Source organism: Xenorhabdus taiwanensis (assembly GCF_036512875.1).
GTDB classification, from domain to species: Bacteria; Pseudomonadota; Gammaproteobacteria; order Enterobacterales; family Enterobacteriaceae; genus Xenorhabdus; species Xenorhabdus taiwanensis.
The window spans coordinates 3,229,455-3,244,861 of record NZ_AP028978.1; the positions used below are offsets into that span (position 1 = coordinate 3,229,455).

The window sequence follows — 15,407 nt, forward strand, 5'->3', positions numbered from 1 at the left end:
ATGCCCCTATGTTGAATCTACTATGACTCAATCTGGACACTCCTCGTTATATATTGGGCGTTTTGCTCCCTCTCCTTCCGGCGATCTCCATTTTGGTTCTCTGGTAACTGCACTAGGTAGTTATCTGCAAGCCCGTGCCTGTCACGGAAAATGGCTGATGCGTATTGATGATATTGATCCCCCACGGGAAGTTCCCGGAGCAGACAAGCGGATATTGCAAGCCCTTGAGCATTATGGGCTTTACTGGGATGGTGAGGTACTCTATCAATCTCAGCGTCATGACGCTTACCGTGCCATCCTCGATCAATTAAAACAGCAAGGAGGCAGCTATTATTGCACCTGCACCCGCCAACGCATCCAACAACTAGGCGGCTTTTATGATGGTCACTGCCGACATTTACCTCTGCCAGCTCACAACGCAGCAATTCGTCTAAAACAGCACCATCCGATTTACGGTTTTTACGATAAACTGCAAGGCCATATCACTGTGCCCACGAAAATGGCTGAGGAAGATTTCATTATTTATCGCAAAGACAGTTTATTTGCCTATAATCTTGTCGTTGTTATTGATGATAACTATCAAGGTGTCACTGAAATTGTCAGAGGAGCTGATTTAATTGAACCCACGGTTCGTCAGCTTTCTCTGTACCAGCATTTGAATTTTGCAACACCAGATTATGTGCATTTACCTCTCGTGCTAAATAAAGAGGGAAATAAACTTTCTAAGCAAAATCATGCCCAGCCGATCCCATTGGGCGATCCAAGGCCATTGCTTATTGATGCGTTATCATTTTTAAATCAGCCTACTATCGCAGGCTGGCAGGATCTCACGACAGATCAACTGCTACAGCAGGCTATCGTCGGTTGGAATATAAACGCGGTTCCGCCAAAAAAATCTAGCTAATAGACTAAGTTAAATAAAGTCTTTCTATTGATACTGTAAGCATTCTCAAAAAATGTCCAGTAAGTTATGATTGGCGGCTGTTTTTTGTTTTAATTGATCAGTCACTACCGAGGTGTACCATTTTTAACCGAGTAGCCACTTTCTGCCGTAATTTATTAATCCGCGATCACAGAACAAAGCGCGTCACACCGGCAGTCAGTGAAAGGCCAGTCACCGTATCTGACCATTCTGCTCAAACAGAGAGCAGTCCTTTGCGTAAACGTCGCAGAGGGAATCATTCATCTTCATCACATGCCGAAAACGACAAAATGAAGAAAAAATCCGTAAGGGCAATGCCTTCGGACTCCCCGATCACGGTGATCCCACGCGAGCAGCACCCAATTTCACGCAAGGACATCAGTGATAATGCTTTGAAGGTTCTGTACCGCCTCAATAAATCAGGTTTTGAAGCTTATCTGGTCGGTGGCGGAGTTCGTGATCTACTGCTGCACAAAAAACCCAAAGATTTTGATATAGCAACCAACGCTACACCTGAACAAGTTCGTCAACTGTTCCGTAACTGTCGCCTTGTCGGACGCCGTTTTCGCCTTGCCCATATCATGTTTGGCCCTGATGTAATTGAAGTTGCCACCTTCCGCGGACCACATGATCAAATTGAAAACAATGACCGCAACCAGTCACATAAAGCCCAAAGCGGCATGTTACTGCGGGATAATATTTTTGGTTCAGTAGAAGAAGATGCGGTTCGTCGCGATTTCACGATCAATAGCCTCTATTATGGCATTGAAGATTTCTCACTGCGGGATTACGTTGGTGGAATGGCTGATCTGAATGCAGGTATCATTCGCCTGATTGGTGATCCAGAAACGCGCTATCGGGAAGACCCCGTGCGTATGCTGCGGGCTGTCCGTTTTGCCAGCAAACTGGATATGACTATCGAGCCAGCTACCGCTGAACCTATCCCGCGCCTTGCATTTCTGTTGAAAGATATTCCAGCGGCACGTCTGTTCGAAGAATCTCTGAAACTGTTACAGACAGGACAGGGTTACAAGACTTATAAGCTGCTGCGCGAATATCATCTGTTCCAGCCATTATTTCCGCTTATTCAACCGGGTTTCACCCAACGTGGTGATTCGTCAATGGAAAAGCTGTTGGCACAAGTGCTGAAAAATACCGATTTTCGCTTACAAAGTGACAAGAGAGTGAATCCCGCTTTCTTATTTGCGGTCATGCTGTGGTATCCATTGATTGAACATGCGGAAAAACTGACACAGGAAGGCGGATTACAGTATTACGACGCCTTTGCGTTAGCAATGAATGATATTCTTGATGAACAGTGCCGCTCCATTGCGATCCCGAAACGCCATACCACAACCATGCGCGATATCTGGTTACTTCAGCTTCGTTTGCCGCGCCGTCAAGGAAAACGAGCGAATAAATTAATGGAACATCCGAAGTTCCGTGCTGCATATGATTTACTGGAATTGCGCGCCAGCATTGAACCACGCCATGAACTGAGAGAGCTGGTACAGTGGTGGACTGAATTCCAACAGTCAACATCATCACAACAGCGCAAAATGATATCCGATCTGGGCAGCGAATCCATTCGCCGCAGGACACGCCCCCGCCATGGTGGACGCATTCGCCAGAACAGGAATAACGGTTATTAATATGACTCGAACCTATATCGCCATTGGCAGTAACCTGGCTGACCCTTTGCAGCAAGTCAATAATGCACTTGCTGCCCTGAAAAAGATCCCTGATACCACTTTTATTGTTCGATCATCTTTTTACCGAACCAAACCAATGGGGCCACAGGATCAACCAGATTACCTCAACCTTGCTGTTGCATTGGAAACCAGGTTATCACCAGAAACATTGCTTGATCACACTCAGGCGATCGAACTGGAACAAGGACGCGTTCGCAAGGATGAACGCTGGGGGCCGAGAACGCTCGATTTGGATATCATGCTGTTTGGTAATCACATCATCAATACCGAACGCTTGACGGTTCCCCATTATGGGTTAAAACAGCGTGAATTCATGCTTTATCCACTTGCCGAAATTGCACCAGACCTTGTGTTTCCCGATGGAGAACCCCTGACAGAGCAATTAAAAAAAGTTCCAGAAAATGGCCTGACACTTTGGTTATAAGTTTGTAGTAGAGAGGCAACTTGAAAAATAGAGGGTATAACTATTCAGGAGAGAATAATGAAACCAACAACTCTGGCTGATCTAAGTCAGTTAAAAAAAGAAAAGCGCAAATTTGCAACCATCACCGCTTATGATGCCAGTTTCGCCCACCTTTTCGCCGAACAAGGCATTAACGTCATGCTCATTGGTGATTCACTTGGCATGACCATACAGGGATTTGACTCTACCCTGCCTGTTACCGTTGAAGATATCTCTTACCACACCCGAAGTGTTCGCGCTGGCAGCTCTCATGCTTTTCTCATCGCGGATATGCCTTTCATGAGCTACGCAACCCCCGAACAAAGTTTTGACAATGCGGCTGCACTGATGCGTTCTGGTGCCAATATGGTCAAAATTGAAGGTGGAGACTGGCTATGTGATACCGTCAAAATGCTGGCTGAGCGTGCCGTCCCCGTTTGCGGTCATTTAGGTCTGACGCCACAATCAGTCAATGTACTCGGTGGCTATAAAGTTCAGGGGCGTGATGAACCCTCAGCCCAGAAATTATTCAACGATGCTATTGCCTTGGAAAAAGCCGGTATGCAACTTCTGGTGTTAGAATGTGTTCCGACTGCACTGGCGCAGCGTATCACTGAAGCACTGGACATTCCGGTTATTGGCATCGGAGCAGGCAATATGACTGACGGTCAAATTCTGGTTATGCATGATGCCTTGGGTATTACCGCAAGACCACCCAAATTTGCCAAAGACTTCCTCAAAGAAACTGGCAATATAAGGGATGCCATCCGTCTATATATTGAACAAGTAGAAAGCGGCGTCTATCCCGACCAGACACACTCATTCAATTGATTATTCTCCAGCATGACGACTAATTAAAGGAGTACAGCAATGCTGATTATAGAAACGATCCCAATTTTACGCCGAGAAATCCGTCGCTGGCGCCAGGCGGGCAAACGTATTGCCTTCGTCCCTACGATGGGAAACCTGCATGATGGCCACATGGCGTTAGTTGATACCGCCAAAGCACAGGCTGACGTCGTTATCGTCAGTATCTTCGTCAATCCGATGCAATTTGATCGAGAAGACGATCTGGTCAATTATCCTCGAACCTTGCAGGAAGATTGCGAAAAACTGAGCCGTCGCAACGTCGAATTGGTATTCGCCCCTACTGCTAACGAGATGTACCCACACGGTTTAAATGGCAATCAAACTTTTACCGAAGTACCAGAACTCTCTCATATCCTTGAAGGCGCCAGCCGACCAGGACATTTCCGTGGCGTTACTACTGTTGTCAGCAAATTGTTTAACCTGATCCAGCCCGATCTGGTCTATTTCGGCGAAAAAGATTTCCAGCAATTACAGATTATCCGCAAAATGATTGCCGATATGGCTTACGATATTACATTGGTTTCCGTGCCGATAACCCGTGATAAAAATGGATTGGCGCTAAGCTCACGTAATAGTCTTCTGTCCACTGAAGAGAAAAAAACGGCGCCTTTGCTGAACAAAATTATGCAATCTATGGCAGAAAAGCTGAAAAATGGCGAACGCGATACTGAGCGACTCATTGAACTGGCATCTGCACATTTACGGGAAGAAGGCTTTATGCCGGATGAGTTATTTATCCGTGATGCAGAAAACCTGATGCCATTAACAGCACAGAGTAAAAAAGCGGTGATCCTGATGGCTGCCTGGTTGGGACAAACACGACTGATTGATAATCAGCAGGTTGATTTGGTTGATTGATTTTAATTGTGGGATATGTGTCCGAAACTTCTTGACCGCTACACTGTTTGTTGTGCCTATTCCGCCGTAATCAACGGCGGAGTATTAAATTTTGGCGACTAAGTTCTTAGCCCTCGCCCTGATTCAATGAGATACCAGGCCAAGACATAAAATCCAACAATGAAGATCCCCAACATACCTAATGTCATCGCCAGAGAAACATCCATAATACCGAGAAAACCATAACGGAAGCCACTGATCATATAGACGATCGGATTAAGCTTTGACACTACCTGCCAAAAAGTAGGTAACAGGGTAAGGGAATAGAATACGCCCCCCAAATAGGTCAACGGAGTCAGAACAAATGTTGGGATGATACTAATATCATCGAATGTTTTCGCAAAAATGGCATTCAATAGCCCCGCTAATGAAAATAGGATCGACGTTGCCAGCAAAGTGATCACCACCATTCCCCATGAATGTATCTGTAACGGTACAAATAATAGGGAAACCAATGTCACCAGAATGCCAACGCATACCCCACGAGCTACCCCTCCGCCAATAAATCCAGCAATGATGACATGAGTCGGAACCGGAGCAACCAGCACTTCTTCAATGCTGCGCTGGAACTTAGCACCAAAGAAAGATGAGGAAACGTTAGCGTAAGAGTTGGTGATCACTGACATCATGATCAATCCAGGCACAATAAACTGCATATAACCAACTCCCCCCATTTCGCCAATGCGGGAACCGACCAGATTGCCGAAGATAACGAAATAGAGGGACATAGTGATCACAGGCGGCAGTAATGTCTGTACCCAAATACGACCAAAACGGGTAACCTCTTTAATCCAAATGGTTTTCAGTGCCACCCAATATAGTTGGATCATTATCGACCTCCTTGATTGTTATTGGTTAATCCGACAAACAGCTCTTCCAGACGATTCGCTTTATTACGCATACTGCTGATTTGTATCCCCTGCGTACTTAACTGGGAGAAAACATCATTTAATCCCTGCCCACGTTTCACATCCACTTCCAGTGTTACTGCATCAATCAAACGGTAGTCGTAGCCTTCAACAACAGGATTTGCTTCTTTTGGTAATAAATCCAGCAAGAATGTTTCACTTTCAAGTTGGCTAAGCAGGTTTTTCATGCTTGTGTTTTCCACCAGCTCACCATGCTGGATAATACCGATGTTACGGCACAGCATCTCAGCTTCTTCAAGATAGTGGGTCGTCAAGATGATCGTGGTTCCCTGCGCATTCAATTCTTTCAAAAATTCCCACATAGATCGGCGCAGTTCGATATCCACTCCCGCTGTAGGTTCATCAAGAATCAACAATTTTGGCTGGTGCATTAAGGCACGGGCAATCATTAAACGCCGTTTCATACCACCAGATAAACGAATTGCACGCTCGTTGCGCTTTTCCCATAGATCCAATTGAGTCAGGTAGGTTTCCGCCCTTTCTTGTGCCACATTGCGCGGGACACCATAATATCCCGCCTGGTTTAATACAATCTGAATCACCGTCTCGAATGGGTTGAAATTAAATTCCTGTGGAACAAGGCCAAGCTGCCGTTTGGCATTAACGAGATCCGTATCGATATCGTAGCCAAAGACCTTAACCTTACCCCCACTTTTATTAACCAAAGAACTAATAATACCTATCGTGGTGGATTTTCCTGCACCATTTGGCCCCAAAAGCGCGTAGAAATCGCCTGCATCTACACGTAAATCAATTCCCCGCAGCGCTTTGACTCCACTCTCATAGACTTTCGTGAGCTGCCTCAATTCCAATGCGTAAGCCATAAGTAAAAAATACCTTTATTATTTGCTAGTTCTGACTGCTGAAAAATAGAAATTATGCCATTATTTTCCCCCTATTTCTTAGCGATGGCAGGGGGTAAAATAAAAAACATTCTTTAATTAAATATTAAATTCTCAATTAATGTTGTATATGATTCTATCTCAAAAATGTTATCAGGCTATTAGTTATGATGAGAAAAATTGAAGAGCTGTTTGCCAGGAACAAACAGTGGTCAAAATCCGTAAACGAAGAAAACCCAGTTTTTTTCAAGGAATTATCAAAAGCGCAAAAACCTCATTTTCTGTGGATAGGCTGCTCTGATAGCCGAGTACCTGCCGAAAAACTGATTGATGCAGCCCCCGGTGATCTTTTTGTTCATCGAAACGTCGCTAACCTCGTTATCCATACCGATTTAAACTGTTTATCTGTTGTACAATATGCCGTTGATGTTTTGCAGGTTGAACACATCATCATCTGTGGTCACTACGGTTGTGGCGGTATTGAAGCTGCCGTGGATGGTACTGAATTGGGCTTAATCAATAACTGGCTGCTCCATATCCGTGATTTGTGGTACAAACACAGTTCCATGCTTGGTGAGTTACCTCCTAACGACAGGCTGAATCGCCTGTGTGAATTGAATGTCATTGAACAGGTTTACAACCTTGGTCACTCAACCATTATGCAATCCGCATGGAAACGCGGGCAGAAAGTGATGATTCACGGTTGGGTATATGGTTTGAAGGATGGTGAGTTACATGATCTGGATATTACAGCCGACAGCCGTGAAAAGTTGGAACTCAATTACCGTCAGGCTGTTTCCAAGTTATCCCAGACCAGATAACCGTCCGAAAGACAACCTATTAATTAGAAATAAATGGCAGCAGAAAGGCTGCCATTTGCTCACTCAATATTAATCTTCTAGCAAGGTGACATGTCCGATATAAGGCAGATGGCGATAATGCTGTGCATAATCAATGCCGTAACCGACGACAAATTTATCTTCAATTGAATAACCAATCCACTCAACTGGCACATCGACTTCACGACGCGATGGTTTGTTCAACAAAGTACAAATTGCCAGTGAATTAGGTTCACGCAGTGCGAGAATCTCACGGATTTTGTTCAGTGTATTGCCTGAGTCAATAATATCTTCAACGATCAACACATCTTTACCACGAATGTCTTCATCCAGATCCTTGAGAATTTTCACATCACGGGTAGAACTCATCTCATTGCCATAACTGGATGCAGTCATAAAATCCACTTCATGAGGAACCTGAATTTCACGACATAAATCGGCCATAAAGATAAACGATCCTCTCAGCAGGCCAACTAACACTAATTCACGATCGCTATTACGATAGTGCGCTGTAATTTGTTGTCCCAGCTCAGCAATACGTTGCTTAACCTCCTGTTCGGAGATCATCACTTCTACAATATGTTTCTTCATTAATATAACCATTTATTTCTAATAACAAATTCATGTCAGGTTATGTGGTAACTTTTTAAACTGATACACCGGTTGATACACAGTTCGCCGCACAAATACGCACACGCACACATAAGAAAACATGAGAACAAAATATTTTGCAAAGCATATCAGAATTCATCACCTACAGTAAAAGAAGGGTTGAATCTATGACTACCTACCAATAGGGATTTGAGGTGAATGCGGCTACACGCTCGTATTAGCGTGAGTCATGTATTAGATAGTGATTGCTGATAAGAGATATACAAGAGATAACAAACTTGAATTACGCCAGTACGTTGGTACTGGCGTTTATCATTCCCTAGAACAGTTCCTGAATGAACCAGTAGTTATGATTAGACTCCGTTTGACCATAAAAGAATGTACGCCCGTCAATCGTAAAGGGAACTTGTATATGAAATTCCCCTAGCTCCCTCTGCTGTTTGGTTACCCTGCTTGCCTAAACCTCCATTGTTATTGTTTAAAATATTCATCCAGATACCGCGTGACGCTGGTTCAAATGCGGTCAGGATGAGGGAAAAAACAACCAGTTGATTTTTTTTAAATAATCACAAATCAAAACCAAAAATGAGTGTGACTATTTATATCGTGCTTACTAGTAGAAAAAACGGTAATTTTATTAAAATTAAGTAAATAAATCTTAGCTATCAAAGATATTAATATGCTAATTTAAGTAAAATGGTAGAAAACCAGTATAATAGAAATTATGCAAAAAATTGTCTTATTCACGTACATTCTTGTTCTGTTTAGTTTTGCTCAACCAGCAACAGCGCTGTCTGAGAATGAAGCTGAAGATCTCGCCGATCTTACAGCCGTTTATATCTATCTAAAACATGACTGTGGCTATAGCCAAATCCCAGATTTTCAAATTAAGCGTACAATTATTTATTTTGCTCAACGTAACAAGTGGGATCTCAGTAACTATAATAACCAGTTAATGAAAGAACTAAATCAATTAGGTTACAACGACTTAAAGGAAATCAACTTACCCCATGAGGTTAAATGCCGCTCTCTGGCAAAGAACTCCCTCAGTCTACTCTCGTATATAAAATAGTGCTTTTTAAACACCTCAAAAGTTAATTTCGTGTTGAAACCAAGTGACAACCATGTGAACAATTGGCTACTATGTGCACCCAATACGTGCACCCAATGCCGATGAATATCACAATGGAGGAATAGCGGAACATGTCACAAAAAGAAATTTGGTATGAAACGTTGCATCCCAATTTCGGTCAGTATTTCGCAGTTGAAAATGTGCTTTATCACGATAAAACAGAGCATCAAGATCTCATTATTTTTGAAAATACTGAACTAGGTCGCATCATGGCACTTGATGGTGTAGTTCAAACCACAGAGCGCGATGAGTTTATCTATCATGAAATGATGGCTCATGTACCACTATTTGCCCACGGCCAGGCCAAAAAAGTGTTGATCATTGGCGGTGGTGATGGCGGGATGCTGCGTGAAGTTTGCCGTCATCACTATCTCGACAGTATTACAATGGTCGAAATTGATGCTGGTGTAGTCGAATTCTGCCGCCAATATTTGCCAAACCATAACGCAGGAGCCTATAACGATCCCCGTTTCAAGCTGGTGATTGACGACGGTGTTAATTTTGTCAAAACCACATCTGAAAAATTTGATGTCATCATTTCTGATTGTACTGATCCTGACGGGCCAGGTGAAAGCCTGTTTACTTCCGAATTTTATGCAGGCTGCGCTGCTTGTTTAAACGAAGCTGGCATTTTTGTTGCTCAAAACGGTGTCTGTTTTCTTCAACAAGATGAAGCCGCCAATAGCCATAAAAAGTTAAGCCACTATTTTACTGACAGCAGTTTTTATCAGGCAGCCATCCCAACCTATTATGGCGGGATCATGACGTTTGCATGGGCAACCCAGAATTCTGCCTTGCGTCAGGTACCTCTGACAACGCTACAACAACGCTTTGAAGATGTGGCCATAACCTGCCGTTACTACACACCAACCGTACATGCAGGAAGTTTTGCGCTACCGCAATACTTGCTGGATACACTATCTGGAAACCAATAATCCCCCATTAACCGGGAGGTGAACTAAATTGCGCAAACTGAAATTGCACGGCTTTAATAATCTAACAAAAAGCTTGAGTTTTTGTATTTATGACATCTGTTATGCAAAAACGAAAGCCGATCGCGACAGTTATATCGCGTACATTGATGAACAGTATAATGCAACCCGCCTGACTGAAATACTCAGTGAAACCTGTTCAATCATTGGTGCAAATATTCTTAATATTGCTCGCCAAGACTATGACCCCAAAGGAGCGAGCGTTACCATTCTGATTAGTGAAGAACCCATTGCTGTCAAGCTGATGGATAGTACGGAAAACCCCGAGCTACTCCCTGATTCTGTCGTCGCTCATTTGGACAAGAGCCATATTTGTGTACATACTTATCCAGAAAGCCATCCAGATGATGGTATATGTACCTTCAGGGTAGATATTGAAGTATCAACCTGCGGTGTTATTTCTCCTCTTAATGCTCTGAATTATCTGATTTATAAATTGGAATCTGACATTGTCACAATGGATTATCGCGTTCGTGGTTTTACCCGAGATATTAATGGCGTAAAATACTATATTGACCATGAGATTAGCTCCATCCAGAATTATGTGGCAGAAGAAATTCAATCTCAGTACCATATGATTGATGTGAATATTTTTCAGGAAAATCTCTTCCATACCAAAATGATGCTGAAAGAATTCGATCTGAATGAATATTTGTTCAATACTACAGCGGAAGAACTAAGTGAAACGGAAAAGAGAGAAGTCACCCGTTTACTTAAAAAAGAGATACAGGAAATCTATTACGGTCGAAATTTACCCGATCTATAGATAATTGTATTCGACCTGATCTATTTGACTGGCAGAATATCAATCTGCCGGTCATTCATTTTTTATCAAACATAGCATTCTTTATTTTGACGAAGTACTTGTGATAATTTTGGTGCTATAACTGCATCTCTCCACGTTCCTTCCATAACATGTTTTCCCTAAATACCTATTCCTCTGCCATCTGCACGATGAGCATCATTAATCAGTTTTGCTAATTTCTGGCATAATTAATCGTTTGCTGGATCAGCGGAATAATTCCCATTGCTTCCTTTTCATTGGCAAGAACACCTGTTACGAAGTCATTCAATATGTCAATTATCATAAGTGCTTTCATCTGTAAGACCTTCTTTGATGTGTTATGCGTAGTTTTTCTGAAAAATAATAATGAAAACACATAAAATCACAGTGTAATTTCTTTATTAAATTCACCAGTTTCATTTAATAAAAAAACACCGTTTAATATCAATGAATATTTTTATTTTGTTATTGAGGATTAATGAAAACAGAATTCATCATTACGATATAGAGGTATGAAAATGGCAATAAAAAATAATAATAACCAACTAAAATCAATATAGCTTGGCTGTCTTAAAATAAATTCTGTTATCTAACTAACAAATTTAGTTTATTTATTTGCATGAATTTTATTTTATGAACATTATGATATATAAATGATTTATAATAAAACTCCCTACAACATACAATAAAAATGACTATAAAAATTGCTCTCATTGATGATCATGTTGTTGTCCGTTCAGGTTTTGCCCAATTATTAACTCTTGAAGATGATATTATCATCGTTGGTCAATACAGCAGTGCCGCTGAGGCATGGCCGGATTTACTAAGAAAAACGATTGATATCGTTATCATGGATATCTCCATGCCCAACGAAAGTGGCCTGCAACTTCTAACCCGGATTCGTCCCACCTGCCCAAATTTTCGTACGATCATGTTAAGTATTTATGACACGGCTGCGCTTGTACAAAGTGCGCTAGATTCAGGTGCGCGAGGTTATTTGACGAAATTTTGTGGGCCAGAGGAATTAGTACAAGCCGTCCGGTTAGTCCACCAAGGAAACATTTATCTTTGTGCTCATGCACTGAAAGCACTTCGTCAAAAACCTCAGGAAATTACAGCACTACACGCTCTGACACCAAGAGAAAGAGAAATTTTCACCTTATTAGTCAATGGGAGCAGTGTAAAAGTGATTGCTGAGCAACTTGAACTTAGTCACAATACAGTTCATGTCCATCGAGCCAGAATTTTAGATAAATTACAATGTAATACTACTATTGATCTAGTTCATTATGCCCTCAAAAATCAAATCATTATGACGAGTTAATCAATGAATGAAAAATTTCTCTTCATTTTACAATCACTATTCCTCTGTCTATTTTATTCACTGATTTGGATTTCATTATGGGTAATTAGCTTTTATTTTCACAATAGTGGCTTACAGGCGACATTATTTTTACCCCAAGGAATACGTTTAGTCTTTATGATTTTATTGGGTCGGCGTTATCTTCCAATCCTTCTGATGAGTGAAACCGGTCTATTATTATGGCTGAAAAGCGAGCAGCTTATTATATATCCAATCATTCTGCTTTCACCATTTATTAGTGTGATCACTGCACTAACTATTCAAAAGATATGGTGGAATTATTCTCTTTATTGGCAACAGCTTTCTATCTTGTTAGCGGGCGTTATCATTAATAGCCTTTTACAAATCTTGTTTTTAAGTTTTTCGTTGCCAGATCAAATCAGTTTTCTTTTTCTTTCTTCCTTGACTGGTGGATTTTTACTCTCCCCATTCATCTATCTGATTTATGTTTATTTATATGAGAAATATTGGAAGAATCAACATACTAAAACTGATATATCCGATCCACAATTAAGAACATCCTTACTGATATGGTGTTTCCTGTTTAGTTTGCTGGGAATAAGTGGCCAATATCTTCTATCTTCGGAAATAGAGTGGTTACTATCAATTTTAGTCTTTATTCCTAATATATTCATGGCTTATCATTATGGTTGGCAAGGCGGTGTTCTCTCTGCATTGTTAGGAAGTTTACTCGTCACGTCTGCCCGTCAATTCAATGGGTCATTCAGTGAATTACAGGAACTGGAGATTTTTTTAACCACTCAGGCTTTATTAGGGATAGGGCTTGGTATTGCCATCAGTCGCCAACAACAATTGGCAGGTAGCCTAACCTATCAAAAACAGTTAGCAAATAATTTAAATCGTTATCGTGAACGATTAGAAAAAGAGTTAGCGACACGCCATATTTTGATGCAAAAATTAGTACATACAGAAGAAGATATCCGTAAAAATATTGCCAGAGAACTTCATGATGCCATTGGACAAAATATAACTGCCATTCAAATTCAATCTATGCTAATAAAACGAACTTCAACGTTAGCATTAGCTCATAAATCTGCCGAACAGATTAATCATCTCTCCCAACAAATACATCAAACAACTCGTCAACTGCTGCGTGAACTTCGCCCACCTGCACTTGACGAAATGTCTCTTGAACAATCAATTAATCACTTAATAAATGAGTTTGCTTTTGAAGAACAAAATATTTGCTGCCATTTTGATTACCAGTTACCACACACACCCAGTGATAACACGATCACACTGACACTTTATAGATTGATTCAAGAATTACTGAACAATATCAGTAAACACGCTAACGCCACCCAAATAAACATTATATTAAAGCAAAAAAGAAATTTAATCGTAATTCAGGTTAGTGATAATGGTATTGGTATTATTAGTGATAAAAAAAATACGGGGTTTGGGCTTAAGGGTATTGAAGAACGTGTCCGAGCACTTGGAGGTCATTGGAGACTCAAAATCCAACAAGGAACTCATGTCATTATCTATTTACCAATAGATTCAGGTAGTGATACTGAATAACAAAATATCCTCTTTGGGACGGCTAAAGCAACAACGATTACTTGTATCTTTTTGATGGAGGCTCTTATGCAAGGCACCAGCCATGAACAAATATCACAACATTATCGTTATTGGCGAAGCCATTTGCTCATGTCAATGATTATAGGCTATGCCGCATTCTACCTAACTCGCAAAAGTTTGAATGTAGTTATGCCCACCATGCAACTGGAATTGGCTCTTAATAAAACTGACATTGGATGGATAACCAGTTTATTTTACCTTGCTTATGGCAGTTCAAAATTTTTTTCCGGCATTTTTCATGATTATACTGGTTATCGCTGGTTCATGGGGGTAGGGCTATTAATGACAGGAGCACTGAACATTATTTTTACCTTCTGCTTATCATTGCCTTCCTTACTATTCGTCTGGACGTTGAATGGCTTTTTTCAGGGATGGGGATGGCCAACATGTGCTCGACTTCTTACTCACTGGTATTCTCGTAATGAGCGAGGTTTCTGGTGGGGCTGCTGGAATATATCCATCAATATCAGTGGTATTTTTCTGCCATTGTTGTCTGCACTTTTAGCAAATTATTATGGTTGGCGCGCTGCATTATTCGTTCCTGGGCTCATTAGCATTGTGCTTGGAATTTGGCTATGCCGGAGAATACGGGGAATTCCACAAGAACATGGTTTACCCAGCGTAGGGCATTGGCGACAAGATGCTATGGAGCTACGACAAGAACGGTTGTCTTTACCCATGCCCATGATAAAAATCCTAAAGGAAACCATTTTATTCAACCGTACCATCTGGCTCCTTGGTTTTTCTTATATTCTCGTCTATTTCATTAGGGCCGCAATTAATGACTGGGGTAATTTATGGTTATTAGAAAAACATGGAGTTAATTTACTGAATGCCAATGCCACGCTATCATTATTTGAACTGGGGGGGTTATTAGGTGCTCTTTGTTCTGGATGGAGTTCTGATTTATTATTTCGCAGTCAACGTACACCCGTGATTCTACTATTTTCTCTCGGTCTTTTCTTTTCTATGGCCGCGCTCTGGTTAATTCCTATAAATAATTATGTACTATTATCTCTCTGTATTTTTAGTATTGGTTTTTTTGTATTTGGTCCCCAGATGTTAATAGGCCTTTCAGCAACTGAACACTGCCACAAAAAAGCGGCAGGTACGGTAACTGGATATTTAGGATTGTATGCCTACTATGGTGCTGCAATTGCTGGTTGGCCATTAAGCCAAATCATTGATCACTATGATTGGACAGGCATGTTTGCCTTGCTGACTCTTACAGCCGCTGTGATGGGATTATTACTGATTCCAATGTTAATGACTGACGTCAGTAAAGAGTATAAAACATACTGATAACAGAATTACCTTTCTGTAGTATTTAAGTAAATTGATTACCATAAGACATAAGAAAAATAAAGAATATAATTTTTTTAATTATTAAATCAATGACACTGTAAGGTAATTGCCCCTGAATACCTAGGTATTCAGGGGCATTTTGTATATAGCCCATCCCTGCCAGA

15 protein-coding genes are annotated in these 15,407 nt (G+C 41.2%); 12 read left to right on the plus strand and 3 right to left on the minus strand.

Translation table 11 applies throughout. The features are described from left to right. Window positions 1–22 precede the first annotated feature (22 nt). The 5 genes from gluQRS (at window position 23) to panC (ending at window position 4,804) form a co-directional block, all read left to right on the plus strand. On the plus strand, window positions 23–904 hold the full coding sequence (gene gluQRS / locus ACE1SE_RS14975) for a tRNA glutamyl-Q(34) synthetase GluQRS (RefSeq protein WP_374051549.1): 882 nt from the start codon (window positions 23–25) through the stop codon (window positions 902–904). A gap of 308 nt (window positions 905–1,212) precedes the next feature. After that, a complete protein-coding gene (gene pcnB / locus ACE1SE_RS14980; protein ID WP_374053683.1) occupies window positions 1,213–2,574 on the plus strand; it encodes a polynucleotide adenylyltransferase PcnB in 1,362 nt (453 codons plus the stop codon). A 1-nt stretch (window position 2,575) separates the two neighbouring features. Next, complete coding sequence (gene folK / locus ACE1SE_RS14985; RefSeq protein WP_374051550.1) at window positions 2,576–3,058, plus strand: 2-amino-4-hydroxy-6-hydroxymethyldihydropteridine diphosphokinase; 483 nt, start codon at window positions 2,576–2,578, stop codon at window positions 3,056–3,058. A gap of 57 nt (window positions 3,059–3,115) precedes the next feature. Continuing rightward, complete coding sequence (gene panB / locus ACE1SE_RS14990; protein WP_374051551.1) at window positions 3,116–3,907, plus strand: 3-methyl-2-oxobutanoate hydroxymethyltransferase; 792 nt, start codon at window positions 3,116–3,118, stop codon at window positions 3,905–3,907. A 39-nt stretch (window positions 3,908–3,946) separates the two neighbouring features. Beyond that, the gene (gene panC / locus ACE1SE_RS14995) at window positions 3,947–4,804 is read left to right on the plus strand and encodes a pantoate--beta-alanine ligase (RefSeq protein ID WP_374051552.1); all 858 of its coding nucleotides are present in this window, start codon (window positions 3,947–3,949) and stop codon (window positions 4,802–4,804) included. Between the two features lie 98 nt (window positions 4,805–4,902). Here the strand turns inward: panC and ACE1SE_RS15000 are convergent, their stop codons facing one another. Then, window positions 4,903–5,673 carry an ABC transporter permease gene (locus ACE1SE_RS15000; protein WP_374051553.1) on the minus strand — a complete coding sequence of 257 codons (771 nt, stop codon included), beginning with the start codon at window positions 5,671–5,673 and terminating at the stop codon, window positions 4,903–4,905. After that, a complete protein-coding gene (locus ACE1SE_RS15005; protein ID WP_374051554.1) occupies window positions 5,673–6,596 on the minus strand; it encodes an ABC transporter ATP-binding protein in 924 nt (307 codons plus the stop codon). Before ACE1SE_RS15005 ends, ACE1SE_RS15000 begins: the two co-directional genes overlap by 1 nt. Before the next feature lie 185 nt (window positions 6,597–6,781). Here ACE1SE_RS15005 and can point away from each other — a divergent pair, with 185 nt between their 5' ends. Next, window positions 6,782–7,435: a carbonate dehydratase gene (gene can, locus ACE1SE_RS15010; RefSeq protein ID WP_374051555.1), complete on the plus strand. Its 654-nt coding sequence runs from the start codon at window positions 6,782–6,784 to the stop codon at window positions 7,433–7,435. A gap of 69 nt (window positions 7,436–7,504) precedes the next feature. On the opposite strand, the gene hpt is transcribed toward can, so the two are convergent. Then, on the minus strand, window positions 7,505–8,044 hold the full coding sequence (gene hpt / locus ACE1SE_RS15015; RefSeq protein ID WP_074019160.1) for a hypoxanthine phosphoribosyltransferase: 540 nt from the start codon (window positions 8,042–8,044) through the stop codon (window positions 7,505–7,507). A 745-nt stretch (window positions 8,045–8,789) separates the two neighbouring features. Here hpt and ACE1SE_RS15020 point away from each other — a divergent pair. The 6 genes from ACE1SE_RS15020 (at window position 8,790) to uhpC (ending at window position 15,240) form a co-directional block, all read left to right on the plus strand. Then, window positions 8,790–9,137, plus strand: coding sequence for a YacC family pilotin-like protein (locus ACE1SE_RS15020; protein WP_374051556.1), 348 nt, complete (start codon window positions 8,790–8,792; stop codon window positions 9,135–9,137). Window positions 9,138–9,268: 131 nt separating this feature from the next. Further along, entirely contained in the window at window positions 9,269–10,132 is an 864-nt protein-coding gene (gene speE, locus ACE1SE_RS15025; protein WP_374051557.1) for a polyamine aminopropyltransferase, read from the plus strand. A 28-nt stretch (window positions 10,133–10,160) separates the two neighbouring features. After that, complete coding sequence (gene speD / locus ACE1SE_RS15030; protein ID WP_374051558.1) at window positions 10,161–10,955, plus strand: adenosylmethionine decarboxylase; 795 nt, start codon at window positions 10,161–10,163, stop codon at window positions 10,953–10,955. Between the two features lie 709 nt (window positions 10,956–11,664). Further along, window positions 11,665–12,297 carry a response regulator gene (locus ACE1SE_RS15035; RefSeq protein WP_374051559.1) on the plus strand — a complete coding sequence of 211 codons (633 nt, stop codon included), beginning with the start codon at window positions 11,665–11,667 and terminating at the stop codon, window positions 12,295–12,297. A gap of 3 nt (window positions 12,298–12,300) precedes the next feature. Beyond that, window positions 12,301–13,878, plus strand: a complete 1,578-nt coding sequence (locus ACE1SE_RS15040; RefSeq protein WP_374051560.1) for an MASE1 domain-containing sensor histidine kinase — start codon at window positions 12,301–12,303, stop codon at window positions 13,876–13,878. A 66-nt stretch (window positions 13,879–13,944) separates the two neighbouring features. Then, a complete protein-coding gene (gene uhpC, locus ACE1SE_RS15045; RefSeq protein ID WP_374051561.1) occupies window positions 13,945–15,240 on the plus strand; it encodes an MFS transporter family glucose-6-phosphate receptor UhpC in 1,296 nt (431 codons plus the stop codon). Window positions 15,241–15,407 lie beyond the last annotated feature (167 nt).